The organism is Deltaproteobacteria bacterium (genome assembly GCA_016933965.1).
Taxonomy (GTDB): Bacteria; Desulfobacterota; Syntrophia; order Syntrophales; family UBA2210; genus JAFGTS01.
The window spans coordinates 25,486-47,770 of sequence record JAFGTS010000037.1; the positions used below are offsets into that span (position 1 = coordinate 25,486).

The window sequence follows — 22,285 nt, forward strand, 5'->3', positions numbered from 1 at the left end:
AAAAACCCGGGCAATGACACCGCCCGGGTTTTTTCATTTGATTTCCTGATTCCGGCGACTTACCAGACGGCGCCGGCTTCATCGGCCATATCGTATTCGACGAGCACCTCTTTCACCGGTATGGCCTTTTCGGGATCGATCTTCATCAGTTCGTAGAACCGCTGCTTCATCCCTTCGAAATTGATCTCCACCCCTTCGGGTTCACCATCCGTGGCCGGCTCCAGCATCCGTTTCGTCAGTTTGTCGTCGTCGGCGGTGCGGCCGAAACGATAGTTGATCATCCGTTTGAGATAGAAGACACGCCTGCCTGCGCGCATCATTTCCTCGGCATCCCACTCGTAGCCGGGAACGATGTTGAAAAGTTCAACCCACTCGGGAATGGTCACTTCCGCATCGGCGAACTGGCAGAAACAGGCGCTGTTCTCGATGGCACCGAAGGCCACCATGTCCACGGCGGCTTCCGCCTTGTTCTCGTCGGTCCTCGGTTCCAGTTCATACTCGAACCCGATCTCCGGGTAATATCGGGCCCCCATCTCGGCAAACAGCATGGGATCTGCCACGTGACAGGCACCACGGGCTTCCACGGCATAGGTCAATGCCATGCCGTGACCGCCGCCCCGGGGATCATGCATGGGGGCTTCAAGTCCCTTGGCGTGAACGGTATAATCCGCTCCCTTGCCGATCTTTTTTGAGGCTGCGACGCTGCCGTTGGCAAGAAGCTCACCAAGTTTTCCCTCACGTGCTGCTATTTTGGGAAGGATCACGTCGATGACCGTTTCCAGATCACCCCAGTTCAGTTCGACACCGTCGGTATCATCCTTTGTCAGGTCACCCTTTTCGAAGGCCTCCATTGCCCAGGCGATGGTCCCGCCTGTTGAAATTGTGTCGATGCCGAGATCGTTGCACAACCTTCCGGCCTTGCAGGTGGCGGCAAGGTCGATGGAGCCGATAAGCGTTCCGAAGGAAACGATCGTTTCATATTCGGGGCCGGGACCTTCCGGAATGGCCCAGGGGCCTTCCTTGACCTCGACGATTCGCTTGCAGGCGATGTTGCAGTATGCACAAGCGCCCCGCTTGGTAAGGTAGGTTTCCGTCAGGGTGCTTCCCGTAAGGGCGTCGGCCGCTTCCTCCCAAAAATTGGATGTCCAGTTCCTGATGGGGACGTCACCGGCATACATGCCGCCGATGAGATTGGCGGCCGTCCCGTTCTCATGAAGAACATCCGAGGCGAGGGCTTCCCGTATCTTCGGATTCAGTTCCTTGCGAAGTTCTTCGAAGCGTTCGGGATCGACCAACTCCATCTTTTTCTTGCTCGCCTTTACCACGATAGCCTTGAGGTTCTTCGAGCCCATGACGGCCCCGAATCCCGCACGGCCGGTGGCATGATGTCCCTCGTTGAGAATGATGGAATACCGCACCAGGTTTTCACCGGCCGGACCGATGACAAGCGTACGGTATGCCTTGCCGAAGCGCTTTTTCAGGGACTCGGTCACTTGCGTCGCTCCCTGTCCCCAGTACTCCGAGGCATCGAGGATTTCGATCTTGTCATCCTCGATCAGGAGCAGTGAGGGCTGTGCCGCCTTGCCCGTCAGTATGAATCCGTCATATCCCGCGTAGCGCAGCTCAGGTGCGAGGAAGCCGCCGCAGGAGGAATCACCCCAGCCACCCGTGAGGGGTGACCTGCCCGCGGTGCTGTGGCGGCTTGCGCCGGAAAGCTTCAGCCCGGCGAAGGGACCGTTCATGAAGAGAAGCATCGCTTCCGGTGAAAGAGCATCGGCATCGAAATTCCCCCGTTCCCAGAAGAGCTTCGCCGCCAGCCCGCTCCCGCCTATATACTTTGTATAGTATTCTTCGGGTAATTGTTCCACCTTCACGGTACCGGCGGAAAGATCTACGTCGATTATCTTTCCCGTATTGGCTTTCATGTTCAACACCTCATAGAGTCTACTTCAGGATTATGCCTTCTTTCCCCTCATCTTTCAGTACCTTGACGTACAGTTCGGCGACCTTCTTGAGTTTCGGGGCGAGTTTCAGGAGTCCCGTGGCCGAACCCTTCACCCTGATCTTCTTTCTCGTGATCGCCATGACGGGATTGAGCTTGTTCGACCAGGAGCGATGGGCGTCATCCGCTGAGAGACTCATGGTCAGGTCCGGTGCATCGGCGGGTTTGCCGGGACCGGTCTTGAGATCACCGCCGCGGCAGTCGACCCAGAAGGAACAGTTCGGTCCGTCCTGGGTGTAATCGAACCAGATGAGCTGGTTCACTTTCTTCAATCCGCCCGACAGATCAGCATCTTTGAATCCTTCTTCAAAAAGTTTCACAAACATTTTGATGGGTTCATTTTCGTCCTTCCAGTATTCCATGGTTCTCCTCCTTTGTTTTATGTGTTTGCGCCGCTAAAACGCTTTCAAGTACAGGTTGCGAATGTCCTCTTCCTCCAGGTAACGCGGGTTATAGCTGATCTGTGAATCACCGGCTGCCAGTTCGACGAGGGCCTGGAGTTCATCCGGGTCTTTGGGGATCTTCAGGTCCGTCAGCGTGTCCGTCAGGCCCACTTCCTTCTTGAGGTCTTTTACAGCCTTTACGGCAGCCATGCCGGCATCAACGGGATCCATGCCCGCCACATCGATACCCATGGCGTCGGCGATCATGAGAAATTTCAGGGGCGCTTCCTCCACATTGAATTCCATGACGATGGGAAGCATGATGCCGTTGCCCAGACCATGGGGCACGCCGTACTTGCCGCCCAGGGCATGGGCCGTGGAATGAACAGCGCCGGTCATGGTATTGCCGAAACACAGACCCGCCATGCTGCTGGCGATGAGCATGTTCCCCCGTGCTTCAATGTTGTCCGGTTCCTTCACGGCAAGGGGCAGGTACTTGAAGATGAGCCTGATGGCATGGAGCCCCAGGCCGTCGGCGATGGGTTCCGCGGCGGTGGATGTGATGCCTTCGACGGCATGTGTCAGAGCGTCCATGCCCGTAAAGGCCGTAATCTTCGCGGGGAGCGCCACGGTCAGTTCCGGATCGAGCATGGCGATATCCGCGTTGAAGGGATGACTGACCCCCAATTTTACGCCGCTTTCCGTATCCAGGACAACCAGGGCGTTCGTGATCTCACTCCCGGTTCCCGCCGTCGTGGGAAATACAATGTGGGGCGGCAGCGGCTTTGCCCCTTCCCAAAGAGCGGCCTGGTCCGCCAGCGGCTGGAAGTCGTCGACCTTCCTGCCAATCATGATATTCACGGCCTTTGCCGTGTCCATGACACTGCCGCCGCCGACGACAACCATGCAATCGGCGCCGCTTTTGCGGTAGAATTCGGCTCCCTTGTTGATGATGTCGATCCGGGCGTCCTGGACTATATCATCAAATATGCCGACCAGTTCCAGTTCTTCGGAACTCCGGATCGCCTCGGCCACCATGTCGGCGACGCCGGCGTTCACGAGTCCCTTGTCCGTGTACATGACGACTTTCGATCCGCCCAGCTGGCTCATCTCAAAGCCGATCTCGGCCCTGACACCCGGCGAGTACATTATCCGGGGTCTGTTGTACCAGGAAAAAAACGGTTCAAAGGCAATGTCCGGGTACTTCATATCCCTCCCTCCTAATTGTAATGATGTTATGAAATTGTAGCCACAAGGCGTAAGTTAGCCGAATTTTGGCGAAACATCAAGAAAGAACTAACACAGAAAGAACTAACACATATATGTGAAACACAGAAAACGGGGGTCAGGGATCGGGAATCGTGATTCGGGGAATCGTGATCCGTAATCCGTAATTCATAATCCGGAAATCATCTGACCGTTTCACCGCTTCACGCCTCACCCCATAATCGGTCTTGACAAAAACGATATACTTTTTTTATAGTGCCCCATCAGCAGCCGGTCGGTGTGCTGAACGCTTACGGATGGATGTGAGGAAGAGGGGTGTGAATCCCCCGCTGCCGCGCAGCCGTGAAAGGAACGAAAACCCGAGACGCCACTGTCCGCCCCGTGCGGATGGGAAGGTGGGTGAGTAGGGAGCCTGAAGCCGGAATACCGGTCCATCCGAGAACCTCGCGGGAGGGATCGTTCCATGTATCCTCTGTTTCACAGGGAAGTTGAAAAACAGGACAGAAGAGAAGGGTTCAGCGACGAGATGTCCCATGGCTTCCTCCCCGTTTCGATGAGGGAGGGGTCTTTGTGGGTGACGGAGCGATCGTAACCAAAGCTCGGGTGATGCGGGTCTCCCTGGGGCTCCTCTTTCTGTATGGGGCCGTGGTGGTCGTTTCTCTTCTTGTCGGCACTGCTAAGGTGGATGTCGGGACCGGATGCGCTGGGCTGCTTTGTGCCCTCCGTCAGGGAGGGTTCGACGCGGTGCCACCGGAAACGATGATCCTTTTCTCCATCCGCCTTCCCCGCATAATCTTTGCCGGTATAGTGGGCGCGTCCCTCTCGATAGCGGGCGTCCTGTTCCAGGGCCTGCTCCGGAACCCCCTGGCGGAACCTTTCATTCTCGGTATTTCCGGCGGAGCTGCCGTTGGAGCCATAACGGCGATCATTATCGGTGCCGGGTGCTGCGCTCTCGGGATTCCCCTGCTTGCCTTTCTGGGTGCCGCCGCGACGGTGGGGGTCGTTTTCATAACGGGAAGGCGCAACGGGCGGCTGGAGCCGAACACGCTTCTTCTGGCGGGCGTCATCATCAATGCCTTTTTTTCCGCACTCATCATGTTCTTTCTTTCCATCAGCGCCGTTGCGGACCTGCACAGTATGACCTTCTGGCTCATGGGAAATCTTGGGCTGGTCGGATGGGGAGAGATACTGACGGCACTGGTGTTCCTCTGTTGCGGGGCGGCGGTCAGTTGCCGGTACGGGCGTTCCCTGAACCTGATCGTCACCGGTGACGACACGGCCCTGCATCTTGGTGTCAATGTGGAGCGGACCAAAGTGATCCTCTTCGTCGCCGGATCGCTCATGACCGCCGTCGCCGTCGCCTTCGCGGGGATCATCGGCTTTGTCGGTCTCATCATACCGCACATGATGCGGCTTATGCTGGGGTCGGATCATCGTCTTCTTTTGCCCGCCTCCTTTCTTTTCGGAGCGTCGTTCTTGGTGATCGCCGACACGGTGGCGCGCAGCATTCTTCCCTACACGGAACTTCCCGTGGGTGTCGTGACGGCGCTTTGCGGGGCGCCCTATTTTCTCTATCTGCTTCGCAGCAGGGCGGGTGTGTCATGAAGATGGTGGATGCGCACAACCTATGGTTTCGTTACGGGGATGAGTGGGTCCTCCGGGACGTTTCCCTTTCCGTTGAGCAGGGCGCGTTCGTGGGGATACTGGGACCCAACGGTTCGGGGAAAACGACGCTTCTCCGCGTGCTCGATGCCGCGCTCGTCCCGCAGAAGGGCGGCGTGATGGTCGCGGGCAGGGACCTTTCAGGCATCCGGCGAAGGGAACTGGCGCGGCTGATCGCCGTGGTTCCCCAGGAAATGCCGTCAGTGTTTCCCTTCAGGGTCGGGGAGATCGTTCTTATGGGACGGGCGCCGCACTTGAGGCCGATGGAGTTTGAGGGTCCCCAGGACCTTGAAAAGGCACGGCGTGCCATGGAGGTCACAGAGATCGTTCACCTGCGGGATCGTTTCATGAACGAACTGAGCGGCGGGGAAAAACAGCGGGTCCTGGTCGCCCGCGCACTGGCCCAGGAACCGGAAGTTCTTCTCCTGGACGAGCCCACGGCCTACCTGGACCTCAAACACCAAGTGGCCCTGCTGCAACTTCTGACCGAACTGAACCGGAAGGAGCGACTGACGGTCATCGCTGTGACCCATGACCTCAATCTGGCATCGCTGTACTGTGGTCGGCTCGTGCTTCTCAAGGAGGGATACCTTTACCGGGAAGGCAGTCCCGGGCAGGTCGTTACGGAAGAAACGATCAGGGAGGTATTTGGAACGCCCGTTTGTGTCGACGGGCATCCCCACTCGGGAACGCCCCGGGTAACGGTATTACCAGAATGAACCAACGACAACCGGTATACGTGAAAAAGGAGAATACCATATGAAACGTGCAGTGAAATGGGTCGTACCGATGCTGATACTTTTCCTTACCATTGTGCCGGCGCCGGCGCAGACAAGGGACGAACCTGCCGTGATCCTTGATGAAATTGTCGTGACAGCAACAAAGACGACGGAGGTGCGGAAGGATGTTCCCAATGCCGTTATTATTGTCGACGATCTCGATATCGCCGAATTTCCCGGAAATTCCCTCGGTACCGTCCTGGCGAATGATCCCGGCATCGATCTGAGGACCTATGGGGATTATGGCGGAGCAGGCGAAGAGATCCATATCCGGGGAATGAGCGGCAACGCTTCACAGGTCTATGTGAACGGCATCAGTGTGAATTCACCCTCTCTGGGACTTGCTGATGTAAGCAGGATCCCGCTGAACAGTGTTGAGAGGATAGAGGTCGTCAAGGGTTCGGGTTCGCTTCTCTATGGTTCGGGTGCCATGGGAGGGACGGTGAATATCACGACCAAAGGACCGCGCCGTGATCGGATGGACCTGAAGGCGGAAGCGGGGTACGGCACGGAAAACACCTGCCGCCTGTCCGTGGAACAGGGCATGTTCGTCACCGATTCGTTCGGCTACTATCTGACGGTAAGCAGACATGAAACGGACGGGTTTCGTGACAACAGCGATCTCGAGCACAACGATGTCTCGCTGAAACTGGTATATGACGGGGGGGACATGCTCGCCGTCAGCCTCTACGGGGACTATGTCGACCGGGAGTACGGCAGCCCCGGCGTCAAGCCGCCCGAGGGGACACAGGCGTTTTCCGTCAACGGGGTTCGCGTGTATAACGACGAGGCCGCAAGCCTTCTTGACCACGCCGGCGACGAGGACGGAAACCTGGGAATGCAGATCGTGAGCAGCCCCCTGGAGTGGATGGAAATTACTCTCAGGGGAAGTTTCTCGTCACTGGAAAGCTATAATTACTCCCGATACTATGATTCATGGGCGGGAGACCTTCCGGGTACGGAAAGCCGGGTCGCGAATGACGTGAGCGACGGGGAGGCCCTGCTGGAGCTGACGCCTGTCGGGGGTTTTTCCCTGCTGACGGGAGTGGAGTACCGCGATATCGAGTGGGAGAGCAGAACGGACACTCTCGACGGACAGGGGGGAAAACTGAGCGAGGTGAAAGAAAACGCCGATGTCTATACGAGAGGGGTCTTTTCCGAGATGCAGTACCGCCCCTGTTCATGGTTCAAGCTCCTGGCCGGCGCGAGGCACGAGCAGCATTCCGTGTTCGGATACGCGGTCGTTCCCCGCTACGGGCTGGTGTTCAATCCTCTCGAGCATACGGTCCTGAAGGCGAGTTACGGGGGACATTTCAACGCGCCCACACCCAACGACCTTTTCTGGCCCGATGACGGGTACACGAAAGGTAATCCGGAACTCAAGCCGGAAACGGGCTGGCATACGGATGTGACCATCGAACAGGCCCTGTTCGATGACAGGCTCTTTGTGACCCTTACCTATTTCGGCTGGAAGATCGATGACAAGATCCAGTGGGGTCCCGACTCCGCGGGTGTCTGGACACCGCAGAACCTGCGCAAATACACTGCAAAGGGGCAGGAAGTGGGCGTAAAGCTCGGACCATTCAGCAATATGACGGTGGCATTGAATTATACGCACACCGACGCCGTGGAGGAAAACAGGGACTATACCCGCCAGGACTACGGATGGCCGCCGCTGCTGCCAGCAGATTTCCGGTATACCTGGGTCGAGCGCCGTGCCGCCTTGACACCGGAGCACCTGTTCAAGGGCACGCTGACCTGGTGGACCGATTTCGGGACGACGGTAACGGTCGTCGCGCGGTTCGTGGGGGACCGGTTGTGGTACAGAACCGAGACCGACGGCACCTATCCCGATACGAAGACCGTGGAATACGAGCTTGACGCATACTGGACGGCGGATTGCAGGATACAGCAGCGGCTGAATGATCATTGGCTGCTGTCGCTTCAGGGAAACAATATCTTCAACAAGGGATATGATACCTACTACGGGATATTTTATGACTCAACTGGAGCGGGAACGGTCTGCGGGTTTCCGGGCGCGGGGAGGTCGGTGTATGCGAGCCTTACTTATGATTTTTGACGACTTCGTAAGAAGTCCTCATATGCTGCGTTGCGCTTTTCCGCATGACACTGCAAAGGAGGAGATGAACTCATGATCGATTATTTTTACCGGGGTGGACCGGTCATGTATCCGCTCCTGTTCTGCTCGCTTGTTTCTCTGACGATCATTATTGAACGGTCCCTGTTCTGGTTCCGGGAGCGGCATCGCGGCGATGCCGCTCTTCGGGACCGGTTCATGAAAATGATAGAGAGGAATGATCTCGAAGAGGCGCGGCGAATCACCGCCGGGACCCGAGATTTCATCATCAGTGTCCTTGTCTGCGGCCTGGTGCACCGTGAATTTTCCATGCGCGACGCCCTCCAGATGGGTGCCGATGAGGAGATCGCCCGCATGCGCCGGTACCTGCCGGTCCTTGATACGATGATAACGCTCTCACCGCTTCTTGGCATTCTGGGGACCGTGGTGGGCATCATTTCCTCATTCACCATGCTGGGAGAGGTGGGCGTCGAGAATCCGGGGCTTGTCACGGTCGGGATCGGTCAAGCCCTTATAACGACGGCCTTCGGTCTTATCATCGCCATCTTCAGCCTGATACCGTATAACTATTTCCAATCCCGGATAGAACATGCGGTCAGGGAAATTGAAAAATACGGTACCAGCCTCGAGATCGTCGTGGACCGGAATAAAAACGGGGTAAGGGTAACATGAAAGTTCACCGGTTCCATACAGCGAAGCCGCGAATAGAAATGATCCCCCTTATGGATGTCATCTTTCTGCTCCTGGTCACCTTTATTTTTTTCTCCATGGCCATGACCGTTCAGCGGGGAATTACCGTGGATTTGCCGGCGGCCGCGACGGCCTCGGTCCGTCTTGATGAATGCACGGTGATATCCGCCACGAACGACGGCAGGGTCATGGTCGACGGCGTCGATGTCGCCATGAATGAAGTGTATCAGGTCCTTTTCCGCCTTCATGAACGATGTCCGCAGCGGACCGTGGTCATTGCCGGTGACAGAAAGGCCCCGTACGAAACAATTGTTTTTCTCCTCGACGAGGCGCGCAGAGCGGGGATATCGTCGATATCGGTGGATACGAAATGTCTGCGGGATTAAGAGGGGACCTTGTCGCGGCGGCACTGGGGGCATTCCTGATCCACGGGCTCGTGGCGGTGCTTCCGGCCGGTCCACCGCCCTTTTCCGTGTCTGAGAGTTCCCACGCCGACAAGCGTCTTGAATTATCTCTCGTTTCAACTTATAGAGGAACGGAAACGGTCCGGCGGACGACTGATGCCGTCGCACCGGTCGCGCTGTCTCCTCCGGTGCGTCGCGAACCGGAAATACCGGAGAAGCGCGAGACGCCGCTCGTTGAGAAGAACGTTGGGAAGAACATTTCCAACGCCCCGCTCCCTGAACGAGCCGTCGTGGCTGATGGGGTGACCGGTGGAAGTGATGATACCCGTAGACCCGTCGTCACCGGTGACCTGAAGGGACCGGTTGAAAGGGATGTTACTGAGATTCCTCCCCGCTACCGGCGTGCCCCGGCGCCTCCTTACCCGGAGGCATCCCGCCGGCGTGGACAGGAGGGAGTGGTCGTCCTTTCCGTGGAGGTCCTCGCCGATGGTTCCGTGGGGCATGTGGAGATCAGGAGATCGTCGGAACACGCCTCGCTCGATGATGCGGCACTCCGGGCCGTGCGGGAATGGGTCTTCGAGCCCGCCCGTGTGGGAGGCGAGCCCGTCGCCCGATGGGTGGAGATCCCCCTGCGATTTACGCTGCGAGACGCCGGGAAACCATGAGAAGAAAAAGAATCATCCATATCGTCATCATATTCTGTATCGCGACAGCCGCGCTTGCCCCCCCGGCGGTCGACCGCGCCGAAGCAGTTTCATCGCGTACATATTACCTCCAGGGGAATTCCTTCCTGGTGAAAAAGAAATACGACCGGGCCATTGAACACTATAAAAAGGCCATTTCGATCAATCCCAAGGTCGCTTCCTATCATTATCAGCTTGCGGAGGCCTATCGCTGCAAGGAACTGTATGACGAGGCCGTCAAGAACTATCAGGCGGCCCTGGAAATAAAACCGGACTATTATGCCTGCCACGCGGCGCTGGGACAGATCTATTTTGATCGGGGTGATCTCAGGAAGGCGCTGGAATATTATCGTACGCTTGCCGACAAGTGTCCCCGTGACAGCAGCGTTCATTTCTCACTGGCACGGATTTGTGAGATCAAGGGTGATATGGACGGGGCGATAAACGAATATGAAACGGCCCTTCGAATACGTTCCGGTTATTACGAGGCGCTCTGTAATGTCGCCGCCCTGTATGCCATGAAGGGGGATTTTGAAACGGCTGTTTCCCGGTACGTTGCCGCCAGGAAGCTCCGGCCCTACGAGGAGGACGTGGTGGTGGCGCTCGGTGTGCTCTATACAAAGCTCAGGGAATACGGGAAGGCCGTCGAGATGTTTGATATCGCCGTGAAAATAAATCCCGTCAACCGGGACATGAGATTTTACCTCGGTAAGGCCTACTATGGGCTCGGTGACATCAATCAAGCGATCAAACAGACGGAGAAGGCGCTGAAAGCGGATCCGGAAAGCGCCGAAATCCACTTCACCCTGGGTCTTTACTATGATAAGAAGGGCTGGACCGACATGGCAGCCGCTGAGTACCGGGAAGCGCTCCGCCTTGACCCCGAATACCTGCTGAAAAAAGTTGAAAAAGCGGGGAAGGGGAGCATTCCACCCGGTGAGAAGAATGGATAAACGGGTGCGGCCGTCATACCCCCGCCATACATAAGGAGATTGCCATGGAACCTGGTGCAATGAAAAAGCGTCTTGCCGAGCTCATCATCGAACGGTCATTCCAATATCGTGAAGACCCTCCCTTTACGCTTGCCTCGGGACGGCAGAGCAACTACTACTTCAACTGCAAGACCACCACCCTCGATCCGGAGGGCATGTACCTGATCGGGAATGTCATCTTCGACATACTCGCAGGATCGAACGTCACCGCCGCCGGTGGCCTGACCCTGGGCGCCGATCCGATGGCGAACGCCCTTTCCCTTGTCTCCTATGAGCGGGGACGGCCCATCAAGGCTTTTATCGTCAGGAAGGAAGTGAAGGCTCACGGTACGGGCAGGGCCGTTGAAGGGAACGTCCAGGCGGGAGAGCGGGTCGTTATCCTTGACGATGTCATTACCACAGGCGGGTCCACCATAACGGCCATCGAACGGGCGCGTGAAGCGGGCCTCGTCGTTGACCGCGTCATCGCCCTGGTGGATCGCGAGGAAGGGGGACGGGAAGCGATCGAGAAACTGGTCGAGACGGTCCAGGCCGTGTTTACCAGAAGCGAGATCATGGAACTGTACGGGAATCGATGACGCGCAATTCCTGAAAGACCGACCGGCGGCGTTTTCGGGAAGATCCTTCCTATTCTCCGTAAACGATGGTAGTGAACTTTCCGTACACGCCGAAGAGATAGTTGACCATCTCTGCGTCCACGTGGTGTATCTCAGTGATCCCACCATCCTTCATCGCCCGGGCCACGCTGCAATCTCCCACCACGAAAAACCAGAGAAACATTTCCGCCGAGGCCGTTCCCGTCTTTTCCTGGCTTTCGGCGCCGAGCTGCATATCCAATGTGGGCATGGGAGTTCTCACATTGGTATAGATCCCACCACACCCCGCACACACGCAAAGGATACCCAGAAGAACAATGATGGACAGAGAACGGGTTCCGCTCCTCATGATGACTCCTCCTTTCGCGGGCATCCCGTCACGGGGAGCCCTTCTTGTGGAACATTATTCCTTATTGTGATCACATTGTGCGATGATTGTATCAGGTATTGCGCAATATGAAAACATTTGCCGTCTCTGAAAAAATAGAATAAATAAAAAACCTTGTTCATCGGGGAAAAGATGCCATAACCGAATCGAGATACCGCCTATGAAGAAAATAGTGATTGCCGCCGTGCTGGTCCTTCTTATTGTGATCGGCTGGCAGATGTATAAAAGAACGGGAATATCTTCGGAGCAACCTGCCGGGAGGAACAACCCCGTTGTCGCTGTTGAAACGGTGCCGGTCGCCAGGACGGTCATCCGGGAAGTGGGGATTTTTACGGGTACTCTGCTGCCCCGTTCCCAGTTCGATGTGGCTCCGAAGATCCCGGGACGGCTCGAAAAGCTCTTTGTGAACATCGGTGACCCCGTGAAGCGCGGGCAGTTGATCGCTCTCATCGATGACGATGAATACGTTCAGCAGGTGAACCAGGCACGGGCCGAGCTTGACGTGGCGATGGCAAACCGGGAGGAAACCCGCAGTTCCCTGAACCTGGCCGAACGGGAGTATGAGCGCGCCCAGGCGCTTCGGGAAAAGAAGATCCTGTCGGAATCCGACCTTGATGCCGCCGAAGCGAACTATAAGGTCACCCTTGCCCGGCAGAAGGTCGCCGAGGCCCAGGTGGTCCAGAAAGAAGCTGAACTGAAAACGGCGCAGGTCCGGCTCGACTATGCCCGCATCGCGGTTACCTGGGAGGTGAACGGGGAATCCCGCTTCGTCGGCGAGCGTTTTGTCGATGAAGGGGCCATGCTGACGGCGAACACCCCGATCGCTTCGATCATCGATATCAGCTCCCTCAAGGCAGTGATACATGTCATTGAGCGGGACTATACGCGGGTGCGGGTGGGACAACCGGCCATCATCAGCACCGATGCCTTCCCCGGCAGGACGTTCATGGGTACCATCGACCGTGTCGCGCCACTCCTCAAGGAAGCGGCCCGGCAGGCTCGTGTGGAGATCGATGTGCCCAATCCCGAGGGGGTGCTCAAGCCGGGCATGTTCGTCCGCGTCGATATCGAATTCGACCGGCATGAGGACGCCGTCGTCGTGCCTGTCGATTCTCTTGTCAAGAACGGGAACGGCTGGAGCCTCTATCTCGCGGACCTTCAGACGATGAAGGCGGTGCGTGTTCCGGTGAAGGTGGGGATCATCAACGGTACCGCGGCCGAGATAGTCGAACCCGCTCTTTCAGGGTTCGTCATTATCGTCGGGCAGCATCTCCTCGAGGACGGTGCAGCCATTTCGTTGCCCGGGAAAACGGACGAAACGTCGTCTTGAGGAGTGGTTGTTACCGATGAAAGAAGCGATCCGCATACATCGCCCGGGAGGGAACGAGTCGTGAATCTTTCCCGCGCCGCTGTTCACCGACCCGTATTCACCGTCATGGTCATCCTCATCATTCTGATCCTGGGAGCGGTGTCGCTGCTCCATCTTCCCATCGACCTGATGCCCGATATCACCTATCCGACGCTGACCATCCGGTGCCTTTATGAAGATGCCAGTCCCGAGGAGATAGAGGAACTGGTGACGAGGCCCATTGAAGAGGCCATGAGCGCGGTGCCGGGCGTCGAGAGCGTTTACTCAGCTTCCGCCGAGGGGGTGAGTAATGTGCGGGTGACCTTTTCCTGGGGGACGGACCTTGATACGGCGGCGAACGATATCCGCGACCGCCTCGACCGGGTGATATCGGTACTTCCCGATGAGGCCGAACGCCCGACCCTCCGTAAATTCGATATCGCCAATTTCCCCGTTCTCATCTTCGGGGCGTCGGGCGCAATGGGTCCCCTCCAGTTGCGCAAGATCATCGACGACGATGTCAAGTACCGGATAGAACGGGTCCCGGGTGTGGCGTCACTTGATGTCTGGGGCGGGTATGAACGGGAGATCCAGGTCAATCTCGATGCCGCTAAGATCAAGGCCATGGGTTTCCCCCTCGATCAGATCCTCGATGCGATCAAGGCGGGAAACGTGAACCTGCCCGCCGGGACCGTGGAGCGGGGGCAGATCGAGGTCACCATGCGCACGTCGGGTGAGTTCACTAACCTCGATCAGATCGGGGGGACCGTTGTGGCGATCCGTGACGGAGCGCCCATCAAGCTCGTCGACATCGCCAGTGTCGATAACACCTGGAAAAAGATCACCCGGATAATTCGCGTAAACGGCGAGCCAGGCGTGCGGCTCGGTGTTCAGAAACAATCGGGGGCCAATACCGTCGAGGTCGCGCGGAAAGTCCTCGATGAAGCCCGGAAGATCAACCGTGACATGCCGCAGATACGGCTCACGCCGATCATCGATACATCGGACTATATCAGGAATTCGATCACCAACGTGGGTTTCATGGCCCTCTTCGGCGGTCTCCTGGCGGTCCTCGTGCTTCTCTTTTTTCTTCGCAACATCATCAGCACCCTCATCATTGCCACGGCCATACCAATTTCGATTATCGCCACCTTCGCACTCATGTACTTCGGGGGGCTTACCCTGAACCTCATGACCCTGGGCGGCCTTGCCCTCGGTATCGGTATGCTGGTGGACAACGCCATCGTGGTATTGGAAAACATCTACCGGCACCGCGAAGAAGGCGAAACGGCGGAAGAAGGGACCATCCGGGGAAGCGGAGAGGTGACCGCCGCGATCATCGCCAGCACGCTCACGACACTGGCCGTGTTCCTGCCCCTGGTCTTTATCCGCGGCATGTCGGGTGTCATGTTCAAACAACTGGCGATCGTGGTCAGCTTCGCTCTCCTCTGTGCCCTGCTGGTCGCCCTGACCCTCGTTCCCATGATGGCGGCGAAACTTATGCACCCGGTCAGGGATTATTCCGGCAACAGAGTGCTGCAGCGGTTGTATCGCTTCAGTTCGCTCTTTTTCGTCCGCATGGAGGACGGGTACAAACGCCTTCTCCACTTCGCCCTCGATCACACTGTAATGGTCGTTGCGGGAACCCTGCTGGTCCTCGGCGGAAGCCTTCTTCTGATCCCTGCCGTGGGCGTTGAGTTCATGCCTGCCACGGACGAGGGAGAGGTTCGTGTGAATGCCGAAATGAAGATCGGGACCCGGCTTGATATTCTTTCCGATGTGTTCCGGAATATTGAAGACGTGGTTGCAAGAGAGGTGCCGGAGGCGAAGAACACGGTTACCAGCATCGGAGGGGCGAGCTGGCGTTCCCAGGGCTCGCACACAGGGCAAATGCGTATTGCCTTGAAACCAAAGGCGAAGCGCTCGCGTACCAGTGATCAGGTCGCAGCCGACCTGCGCAGGAAGCTGACCGGCATTCCCGGCGTCGTTATTCGAACGAGATCGGGCCAAGGGCTCATGATTCTCCGGATCTTTTCTGGCGGGGAAACGGAAAGGGTCCAGATCGATATCAGGGGATACGACCTGGAAACGGCCGATCTCCTCGCCGGGCGGGTTCAGAAAATCGTCGAGTCCGTTGAGGGGGTGACCGATGCCCAGGTCAGCAGGGAGTCCGGAAATCCTGAAGAGGTTATTCATGTGGACCGGCAGAAGGCGGCTGACATGAACCTGACGGTCTCGCAGATCGCCAACATGCTCCAGACCGTCCTTTCAGGCACCAATGCCGGGACCTACCGTGAGGGAGGCGATGAATACGATATCCGTGTCAAGATTGCGGATGCCGACAAACTGGACCTCCGGGAGATACTCGACATGACGCTGGTTTCATCGGGAGGTGAGCCCGTGGTCCTGAGGAATGTGGTCGCCATCGAGCCGAAAACAGGCCCCGCCCGCATCGAGCGAAAGGATCAGGAACGAACGATCACGGTCTCCGCCAATATCAGCGGGCGGGACATGGGCTCCATTCTTGATGACATCCGTGAAAGACTGACCGCACTGGCGGTTCCCCGCAATTTCAGCATCGTTTTCAGCGGCGATTATGAAGAACAGCAGAAGGCCTTTCGGGAACTGCTCGTAAGCCTCATCCTCGCGCTGGTTCTCGTCTACATGGTCATGGCATCGCTCTATGAATCGCTCCGCTACCCCCTGGTGGTCATGTTCTCCGTTCCATTCGCCGCCATCGGTGTCATCCTGATGCTCTTTTTCAGCGGTACCACCTTCAATGTCCAGTCCTTCATCGGGTGTATCATGCTGGGCGGGATCGTCGTCAATAATGCCATACTGCTTGTTGACCACATCAACCTTCTGCGGCGACGCGACGCGATGCTGCTCCGGGAAGCCATCGAGGAAGCGGGACGCCGGCGCCTCCGTCCCATTCTGATGACGGCCATGACGACCATACTGGCCATGGTTCCCCTGGCCATCGGACTGGGTGAGGGCGGCGAGGTACAGGCGCCGCTGGCGCGGGCCGTCATCGGGGGCCTTATCAGTTCTACCTTGATCACGCTCCTCATCGTCCCCACGGTGTATCTCTTCTTCGAGACGCGGCTTACAAGAACGGCGGGAAAGGAAAAACCATGATGGTGAAGGGAGGCGGAAACCTGTTCGGAAGAAAGGGACTCGTCCGTCCCCTCCTGCTTGCGGGGATCATGCTCTGTCTCTTTTCCTGCATGAAGCCGCAACCGGCTCTTGAGACGAACTACATCGGGCCCGTCAGGCAGGAAACGCCGGGCGAGACCGCCCGCGAAGAATCGATACAGCCGGTTCAGACCGAGACGGGACCCATGCAGGTGACCGTGCGGGACGCGATCCTCATGACGCTGGAAAACAACCGCTCGCTGGCCGTAGAAAAGATGAACCCTGAGATCCGGAGGGCGGAAGAGGAAATTGAGCGGGCGCTCTTTGACCCCGTCATCGGCACCGTCTATTCCCGATACCGGGAAAAGCGCGATGCCGCGATACTTACAACGAATGAGAAACTGACCAACGAGGTCGATGCGGGAATCGGCGTGTCCGCATACCTGCCCACGGGGACCGGGGTGGAAGTCGGGTTTTCAACAGAGGAAAGCTGGTCGGATCTTTACAGTGACGATCTTCACGCATCGCGTCTGGGTGTCAGCGTAACCCAGGCCCTGCTCCAGGGAGGCGGGCTTGGTTACAATCTTGCCGCGCTGCGACAGGCCCGGTTGCAGACGAGGGCGACGGAGTATGAGCTTCGAGGGTTTGCCGAAGCCCTTGTCGCGGACATTGAAGAAACATACTGGGATTATGCCCTGACGCAGCGACAGATCGCCATTTATTGTGAGTCGCTGAACCTGGCAGAAAAACAGAAGAGCGAGACCGAAGAAATGATCCGGATCGGTTCCCTGGCAGAATCTGAACTCGTTGCGGCAGAAGCGGAGATCGCCCTGCGAAGGGAAGGACTCATAAACGCGCGAAGCACCCTGGAAAAAACCCGGTTGCGGCTTCTTAGGCTCTTGAACCCGCCCGGTGAGAATCCCTGGCGGCGTGATGTCGTACTTCTCGACCAGCCGGTTGTTCCCGATGCACGGCTTGATGATGTTGAAGCCCACGTGGCGGTGGCGCTCCGGATGCGGCCGGACCTCAACGAATCCCGCGTGCAGGAAAAACAGGGCGACCTGGAGGTCGTCAAAACAAAGAACGGACTTCTTCCGAAGATGGATTTTTTCATCAGCCTGGGAAAGACGGGATATGCCGAATCTTTTGGCTCCTCCGTCGGAAACATCGACGGGGATTCCTATGATATCACGGCGGGCGTCACCCTTGCGTATCCGATCATCAACCGGGACGAACGGGCCCGTCACCGGCGTTCCCTCATAACGGCGCAGCAGAGGCGGGAGTCGGTGAAAAATCTTGCCCAACTGGTGCAGGTAGATGTCCGGTCAGCCTATATAGAGGTCATGCGGGCGAAGGAACAGCTCAGTGCCACTGAAGCCACCCGAAAGCTGCAGGAAGAGAAGGTCCGGGTTGAAACGGAAAAGTTTCACGTGGGCAAGTCAACGACACTGCTTGTTGCCCAGGCGCACCGTGACCTTCTGGAAAGCCGGATATCGGAGACCAGGGCCGTTGCGAACTACCTCAAGGCGCTGGTCGAACTGTACCGGCTCGAGGGTTCCCTGCTCGAACGTCGCGGTATCGTCTCCCCTGGCGCGATGTAAAAGAAACACGGGGATAACACCGTCTCTGAATTACCTGGCAATCAACCCCTTGCATTCGCTGTATTTTCAAAGGAAAGCCGCAGCCGGTTCACCGACAGGTGGGCGCGGCGGGTGGGTTCGGGAAGGCGATAGCCGCGGCAGGAGGCGAGAACGACGGCCTGTGCCGTTGCAAGGCTGATCCGGTGTCCCTGGGAAATGAACAGTGGTTTTACCCGGTTTCGGGTGCGAAGGACGGAACCCACCACGGCATCATCGTGCAGCAGGTCGGAGAAGTCACCCCGTTCCGGCCCCGGTTCCTGAAAGGTCCCCACGAGCCGTGTCTTGGCGCACCCGATCGAGGGGATATCGAGGATCAGACCCAGGTGGGACGCCAGCCCGAATCCCCGGGGATGGGCGATTCCCTGGCCGTCGAATATGACCGCATCAGGACGCCTTCGAAGTTTCTCAAAGGCCCGAATGAGGGGCGGTCCTTCCCTGAATGTGAGGAGTCCGGGGATATAGGGAAATGAGACCCGTTCCGAGAAATATGATTCTTCAATAACCTCCATCGTTTCAAAATCAAGGATCAACACGGAGGCGAAAAACAGATCGTTATGCCGTGAATATGATATGTCAGCTCCGGCTATCGTGCCGATCTTCAATGGCTTGTGATCATCGCGGAGGATCAGTTTTTCCGCAAGTTGTTCCTGGACGGTCCTGGCCTCTCTATACCCGATGTTCCATGCATGAGGAGAGGTGATCTTCACGGTTGCGGTATGTGCATCCTTTTTCCTTTGAGGGGTCAGATGACATAGGGTGCCAGGATGTGCTTCGCCTGGTCGATATCGTGCTTGATCTGTTCCACCAGCAGCTTGGGGCTGTCGAACCGTTGTTCGTCCCTGAGCCGCTCGATAAAGAAAAGATCGATATCCTTTCCATAGATGTCGCCCTGGAAATTGAGAAGATGTACCTCTATGGTAAACTCATTGTCACCGAAGGTGGGACTGTACCCGATGTTGAGGACCCCCTGGTAGCGGGTTCCCTCGACCTCGGCGATGATGGCGTAGACACCCATGCCGGGGATGACCTTTTCCGACTCTATGTTGGCTGTGGGAATTCCGATGTCCGTGCCCCGTTGCCGGCCTCTCACGACGACCCCGCTTACATTGTACGGCCTGGCGAGCATTTTTGCCGCCCGCGAGACCTGCCCCTCGTTTATCGAGAGCCGGATATTGGTGCTGCTCACTATCATGCCGTCCACAGTGACCGCACCGATCTCCTCCACCTGAAAGCCGAGCTCTTCCCCCATGGTCTTGAGAAACCGAGCGTTTCCCTCCTTTCCCCTGCCGAAGGCATAATCATAGCCGATATAGATCTTCTGGATCTTCAGCTTTTCCCAGAGAATATTCCGGATAAAGGTACCTGCCTCGTTGCGGGAGAACTCCGGTGTGAAGGGGATGACGATAACGGCATCGATCCACATCTCTTCCATAAGCTTCAGTTTTTCTTCAAGCAGGGTAAGAAGGTAGAAGGTTTTTTTCTCGGGGTGAAGGACCTTCTGGGGATGGGGGTCAAAGGTGATGACAAGGGATTTCCGGTTCCGTTCCACGGCCTCTTCCAGGACTTTTCTGAATATGGCCTGGTGACCGAGGTGTATCCCGTCAAAGTTGCCGATGGTGATGATGGAGTGCTTCAACTCTTTCGGTATGTCATTCAGGTCTCTGATTATTTCCATTGTCATAGGTGGTCGATATGTTTTCTCTTATTGCCTGGCCGGTCCGCCCCGGCCGTTATCCGGAAAGATGGGGCATGATAGCATGTACAGCTGTATTTTCAAGCGTATTTTTCCTTGACATCATCGGGGAGGAAAAGTATAAATCTGCCCTACATTGAGCGTGCCGAAGTGGCGGAATTGGTAGACGCGCTAGGTTCAGGGTCTAGTGGGCGCAGGCCTGTCCGGGTTCAAATCCCGGCTTCGGCACCATGAATGAAATCAAGGGGTTGGCAGACTGTGAAAATTATTCCTGCCAGCCCCTTTTTCGTGAAAAAATCATTAAATCGATAGCATCCGATCTTGAAGGTATTGTGTCGGCTGCTTTTCAATAACTGTCAGTTAGACCGGAACCCACACCATCCGTAAAGCGTGTATCTTGAGGCACCCGTTGAAACAAAGGTTCACGAAGCCCTTGCAGGTCTACGCAGATATGTTTCATGGATCGGTCATATCCTCTTTTTATATTGCAGCTCGCTGAAGGTTATTCTGAACGTCGTTCCTTCCGTTCTTTCTATCTCCAGGGTGCCGCTCAACTGATCCGTCAAAATGGAGACAAGCTGCATCCCGAAAGTCCCTGTACTCCGGGGATCGATATCTTCCGGAAGACCGATACCGGTATCGCTGACCGATAACGTGAGTGTCTGGTCGGAATTTCTATGAAGGGCAACGATGACTTCCCCCTTCCTCCCCTGAGGAAAGGCGTACTTCAGGGTGTTCGTGACCAATTCATTGACGATCAGCCCGCAGGGAATGGCCGTCTCGATCGCAAGTGGAATATCCTCCACCTGAGGAACGAAAGAGATAATGTCCGAGTAGACATTGTGAGCCACAAAAAGATGCGACACCAGACTTTCAACATATTCGGCGAAGTTGATGCTTGACAGGTCCGGAGACAGGTAGAGCTTTTCATGAATGAGTGCCATCGATCTCACCCGTCCTTCACTGTCTCGCAGGATGGATGCGACTTCCTCCTGCGGGGCGGTATCGGACTGAAGGCTCAGCATGCTGGAAATGATCTGCATGTTATTCTTCACCCGGTGATGAACCTCCTGGAGCAGGGATTCTTTCTCGCGCAGTGACTGTATTATCATTTCTTCCGCCTGCTTTTGCTCAGTGATGTCGCGGCCGACTCCCAGAACAGCATAGGGTTTCCCATCACGGTAGACGAGGGATCCTGAAGTTTCCACATATCTGTACCCGCCATCTTTACGGGTGATCCTGAATTCAACGACTCCGCTTTGAGCCCCGTTCTGCACGATGCTTTTCAGTGTTCGACTGGCTGTTTTTAGTTGCTCGGAATCTACCAGAGAAGCGAAGTTCAGACGAAGCATTTCATCTCGACTGTAACCGGTCATGTTCGATGTCGGCTGGTTAACATCGATAAAATTACCCCTTAGATCGTGGATATACACACATTCAAGAGACCGTTCGAACAAGGCCCGAAAGCGCTCATTGCTTTCACGAAGAAATTCTTCGGCCTGCCTGCGCTTCGTGATATCTCGGGCCACGGAAACCAGGCCGATGATCTCGCCGTCACGTGTCAGGGACGAACTGCTGACCTCACAGAATTTTCTTGTCCCGTCCTTGGTGACCAATTCATAGACGCCCGGAGGAACGCTCTCCCCGTTCAAGAGCATGTTTATGCTGAATTCAGCTTGCACAAGAGAATCCGGTGAAAGCACGTGTCTCAGTTCGGAGGCGGACTTGTCGATAAAATCCTCTGGTTTGTAACCCAATATTTTCTCCACGCTTGGCGTCATGCTGATAATTTTAAGGTTGTTATCAATCGTAAAAATAACATCCGATACATTCTCAAAGGCAAGACGGTACATCTCCTCCAAAGCCTTGAGCTTCTGGTTTACAGTCTCAAGGGACATCATTTTTGATTCAAGTTTTTTGAAAAGGACTTCATTGTGCTTCCTGAAGAACTCCATTTCTTCGCCAAGGGGCTTGCTTTCCACCTGCTTTGCAACATAGTTCCCGTCGAGTACCTCCTGTAACATGTTCAGTAATACATCCGGCTCCTGGGGCTTGATGATGAACCGGTCGGCCCCGAGGCTTATCGCAAATTCCTCGTCCTTCTTTTCGTTGTACGTTCCGGTGTAAAACACCAGAGGTATGTGGTTGAGTGCGGCATCCGATTTCCATTCCCGGCATAAGGTGAATCCATCCATTACCGGCATGAAGATGTCCGCGACAACAAGGTCGGGAGGGTCAAGGCGGGCTCTGTCCAGTGCTTCCTGGCCGTTCATTGCCGAAATCACTTCATATCCGTGACCTTTCAGCAGACTTTCCAGCATGTAGAGATTGGTGCTGTTGTCATCCACAATCAGAATCTTCATTATCAGTATCCTTTCGCTGGAGACTTCCTGTTCCTGAAAGCCATATTTTTGATGAGAATCAGCATGTGAAGACGATGCAGTGTTTTGTTTGATGCGGCCTTTCCACTTGGTAACGAAGAATAAACCAGTTACAGGCTGTAAGTCAACAGCTTGAAGCTGAGCAGCAGGTATATTTCATATCCCCCATGGAAGTCACTGGTGA

At 56.3% G+C, this 22,285-nt stretch carries 18 protein-coding genes, 1 tRNA gene and 1 riboswitch; of the genes, 12 read left to right on the forward strand and 7 right to left on the reverse strand.

Annotation, left to right across the window (positions count from 1 at the left end; translation table 11 throughout):
• Positions 1 to 59 precede the first annotated feature (59 nt).
• From JXO48_08990 to JXO48_09000, 3 genes are read right to left on the reverse strand one after another with little or no spacing between them, the layout of a single operon-like run.
• On the reverse strand, positions 60 to 1,925 hold the full coding sequence (locus JXO48_08990) for an aldehyde ferredoxin oxidoreductase family protein (GenBank protein MBN2284011.1): 1,866 nt from the start codon (positions 1,923 to 1,925) through the stop codon (positions 60 to 62).
• 19 nt (positions 1,926 to 1,944) lie between these two features.
• Positions 1,945 to 2,364, reverse strand: a complete 420-nt coding sequence (locus JXO48_08995; protein MBN2284012.1) for an SCP2 sterol-binding domain-containing protein — start codon at positions 2,362 to 2,364, stop codon at positions 1,945 to 1,947.
• 33 nt (positions 2,365 to 2,397) lie between these two features.
• Positions 2,398 to 3,594: an iron-containing alcohol dehydrogenase gene (locus JXO48_09000; GenBank protein ID MBN2284013.1), complete on the reverse strand. Its 1,197-nt coding sequence runs from the start codon at positions 3,592 to 3,594 to the stop codon at positions 2,398 to 2,400.
• Positions 3,595 to 3,918: 324 nt separating this feature from the next.
• A riboswitch (cobalamin riboswitch) is annotated at positions 3,919 to 4,039 on the forward strand.
• Positions 4,040 to 4,182: 143 nt separating this feature from the next.
• Here JXO48_09000 and JXO48_09005 point away from each other — a divergent pair.
• The 8 genes from JXO48_09005 to pyrE all read left to right on the forward strand — a co-directional run bounded on the left by JXO48_09005 (position 4,183) and on the right by pyrE (position 11,498).
• Positions 4,183 to 5,217 carry an iron chelate uptake ABC transporter family permease subunit gene (locus JXO48_09005; GenBank protein MBN2284014.1) on the forward strand — a complete coding sequence of 345 codons (1,035 nt, stop codon included), beginning with the start codon at positions 4,183 to 4,185 and terminating at the stop codon, positions 5,215 to 5,217.
• Between the two features lie 2 nt (positions 5,218 to 5,219).
• Positions 5,220 to 5,993 (forward strand): ABC transporter ATP-binding protein, encoded by a 774-nt coding sequence (locus JXO48_09010; protein ID MBN2284015.1) that lies wholly within the window; start codon positions 5,220 to 5,222, stop codon positions 5,991 to 5,993.
• A 40-nt stretch (positions 5,994 to 6,033) separates the two neighbouring features.
• Positions 6,034 to 8,133 carry a TonB-dependent receptor gene (locus tag JXO48_09015; GenBank protein ID MBN2284016.1) on the forward strand — a complete coding sequence of 700 codons (2,100 nt, stop codon included), beginning with the start codon at positions 6,034 to 6,036 and terminating at the stop codon, positions 8,131 to 8,133.
• A 72-nt stretch (positions 8,134 to 8,205) separates the two neighbouring features.
• Positions 8,206 to 8,823: a MotA/TolQ/ExbB proton channel family protein gene (locus JXO48_09020; GenBank protein MBN2284017.1), complete on the forward strand. Its 618-nt coding sequence runs from the start codon at positions 8,206 to 8,208 to the stop codon at positions 8,821 to 8,823.
• On the forward strand, positions 8,820 to 9,227 hold the full coding sequence (locus JXO48_09025) for a biopolymer transporter ExbD (GenBank protein MBN2284018.1): 408 nt from the start codon (positions 8,820 to 8,822) through the stop codon (positions 9,225 to 9,227). The genes JXO48_09020 and JXO48_09025 overlap by 4 nt, the downstream gene beginning before the upstream one ends.
• The gene (locus JXO48_09030; protein ID MBN2284019.1) at positions 9,212 to 9,910 is read left to right on the forward strand and encodes an energy transducer TonB; all 699 of its coding nucleotides are present in this window, start codon (positions 9,212 to 9,214) and stop codon (positions 9,908 to 9,910) included. The genes JXO48_09025 and JXO48_09030 overlap by 16 nt, the downstream gene beginning before the upstream one ends.
• Positions 9,907 to 10,881 carry a tetratricopeptide repeat protein gene (locus JXO48_09035; GenBank protein ID MBN2284020.1) on the forward strand — a complete coding sequence of 325 codons (975 nt, stop codon included), beginning with the start codon at positions 9,907 to 9,909 and terminating at the stop codon, positions 10,879 to 10,881. Before JXO48_09030 ends, JXO48_09035 begins: the two co-directional genes overlap by 4 nt.
• A gap of 59 nt (positions 10,882 to 10,940) precedes the next feature.
• Positions 10,941 to 11,498, forward strand: a complete 558-nt coding sequence (pyrE, locus tag JXO48_09040) for an orotate phosphoribosyltransferase (GenBank protein ID MBN2284021.1) — start codon at positions 10,941 to 10,943, stop codon at positions 11,496 to 11,498.
• Positions 11,499 to 11,547: 49 nt separating this feature from the next.
• On the opposite strand, the gene JXO48_09045 is transcribed toward pyrE, so the two are convergent.
• A complete protein-coding gene (locus tag JXO48_09045; protein ID MBN2284022.1) occupies positions 11,548 to 11,865 on the reverse strand; it encodes a TRL-like family protein in 318 nt (105 codons plus the stop codon).
• Positions 11,866 to 12,064: 199 nt separating this feature from the next.
• Here JXO48_09045 and JXO48_09050 point away from each other — a divergent pair, with 199 nt between their 5' ends.
• From JXO48_09050 to JXO48_09060, 3 genes are read left to right on the forward strand one after another with little or no spacing between them, the layout of a single operon-like run.
• Positions 12,065 to 13,234, forward strand: coding sequence for an efflux RND transporter periplasmic adaptor subunit (locus tag JXO48_09050; protein ID MBN2284023.1), 1,170 nt, complete (start codon positions 12,065 to 12,067; stop codon positions 13,232 to 13,234).
• Positions 13,235 to 13,294: 60 nt separating this feature from the next.
• On the forward strand, positions 13,295 to 16,390 hold the full coding sequence (locus JXO48_09055) for an efflux RND transporter permease subunit (GenBank protein MBN2284024.1): 3,096 nt from the start codon (positions 13,295 to 13,297) through the stop codon (positions 16,388 to 16,390).
• Entirely contained in the window at positions 16,387 to 17,988 is a 1,602-nt protein-coding gene (locus JXO48_09060; protein ID MBN2284025.1) for a TolC family protein, read from the forward strand. Before JXO48_09055 ends, JXO48_09060 begins: the two co-directional genes overlap by 4 nt.
• A gap of 41 nt (positions 17,989 to 18,029) precedes the next feature.
• On the opposite strand, the gene nfi is transcribed toward JXO48_09060, so the two are convergent.
• Together nfi and JXO48_09070 are read right to left on the reverse strand one after the other, a co-directional pair.
• Positions 18,030 to 18,734, reverse strand: a complete 705-nt coding sequence (gene nfi, locus JXO48_09065; GenBank protein ID MBN2284026.1) for a deoxyribonuclease V — start codon at positions 18,732 to 18,734, stop codon at positions 18,030 to 18,032.
• Positions 18,735 to 18,769: 35 nt separating this feature from the next.
• Entirely contained in the window at positions 18,770 to 19,708 is a 939-nt protein-coding gene (locus tag JXO48_09070; GenBank protein MBN2284027.1) for a bifunctional riboflavin kinase/FAD synthetase, read from the reverse strand.
• Positions 19,709 to 19,864: 156 nt separating this feature from the next.
• On the opposite strand from JXO48_09070, the gene JXO48_09075 reads away from it, so the two are divergent.
• Positions 19,865 to 19,951, forward strand: a tRNA-Leu gene (locus JXO48_09075).
• 236 nt (positions 19,952 to 20,187) lie between these two features.
• Here the strand turns inward: JXO48_09075 and JXO48_09080 are convergent.
• Positions 20,188 to 22,083, reverse strand: coding sequence for a PAS domain S-box protein (locus tag JXO48_09080; protein MBN2284028.1), 1,896 nt, complete (start codon positions 22,081 to 22,083; stop codon positions 20,188 to 20,190).
• Positions 22,084 to 22,285: the final 202 nt, after the last annotated feature.

What these genes read in the sequence shown, in the direction of transcription:
- JXO48_08990 (MBN2284011.1), bottom strand. Translation starts at nt 1,925, where the DNA reads ATGAAAGCCAATACGGGAAAGATAATCGACGTAGATCTTTCCGCCGGT.
- JXO48_08995 (MBN2284012.1), bottom strand. Translation starts at nt 2,364, where the DNA reads ATGGAATACTGGAAGGACGAAAATGAACCCATCAAAATGTTTGTGAAA.
- JXO48_09000 (MBN2284013.1), bottom strand. Translation starts at nt 3,594, where the DNA reads ATGAAGTACCCGGACATTGCCTTTGAACCGTTTTTTTCCTGGTACAAC.
- JXO48_09010 (MBN2284015.1), top strand. Translation starts at nt 5,220, where the DNA reads ATGGTGGATGCGCACAACCTATGGTTTCGTTACGGGGATGAGTGGGTC.
- JXO48_09015 (MBN2284016.1), top strand. Translation starts at nt 6,034, where the DNA reads ATGAAACGTGCAGTGAAATGGGTCGTACCGATGCTGATACTTTTCCTT.
- JXO48_09020 (MBN2284017.1), top strand. Translation starts at nt 8,206, where the DNA reads ATGATCGATTATTTTTACCGGGGTGGACCGGTCATGTATCCGCTCCTG.
- JXO48_09025 (MBN2284018.1), top strand. Translation starts at nt 8,820, where the DNA reads ATGAAAGTTCACCGGTTCCATACAGCGAAGCCGCGAATAGAAATGATC.
- JXO48_09030 (MBN2284019.1), top strand. Translation starts at nt 9,212, where the DNA reads ATGTCTGCGGGATTAAGAGGGGACCTTGTCGCGGCGGCACTGGGGGCA.
- JXO48_09035 (MBN2284020.1), top strand. Translation starts at nt 9,907, where the DNA reads ATGAGAAGAAAAAGAATCATCCATATCGTCATCATATTCTGTATCGCG.
- pyrE (MBN2284021.1), top strand. Translation starts at nt 10,941, where the DNA reads ATGAAAAAGCGTCTTGCCGAGCTCATCATCGAACGGTCATTCCAATAT.
- JXO48_09045 (MBN2284022.1), bottom strand. Translation starts at nt 11,865, where the DNA reads ATGAGGAGCGGAACCCGTTCTCTGTCCATCATTGTTCTTCTGGGTATC.
- JXO48_09050 (MBN2284023.1), top strand. Translation starts at nt 12,065, where the DNA reads ATGAAGAAAATAGTGATTGCCGCCGTGCTGGTCCTTCTTATTGTGATC.
- JXO48_09060 (MBN2284025.1), top strand. Translation starts at nt 16,387, where the DNA reads ATGATGGTGAAGGGAGGCGGAAACCTGTTCGGAAGAAAGGGACTCGTC.
- JXO48_09070 (MBN2284027.1), bottom strand. Translation starts at nt 19,708, where the DNA reads ATGACAATGGAAATAATCAGAGACCTGAATGACATACCGAAAGAGTTG.
- JXO48_09080 (MBN2284028.1), bottom strand. Translation starts at nt 22,083, where the DNA reads ATGAAGATTCTGATTGTGGATGACAACAGCACCAATCTCTACATGCTG.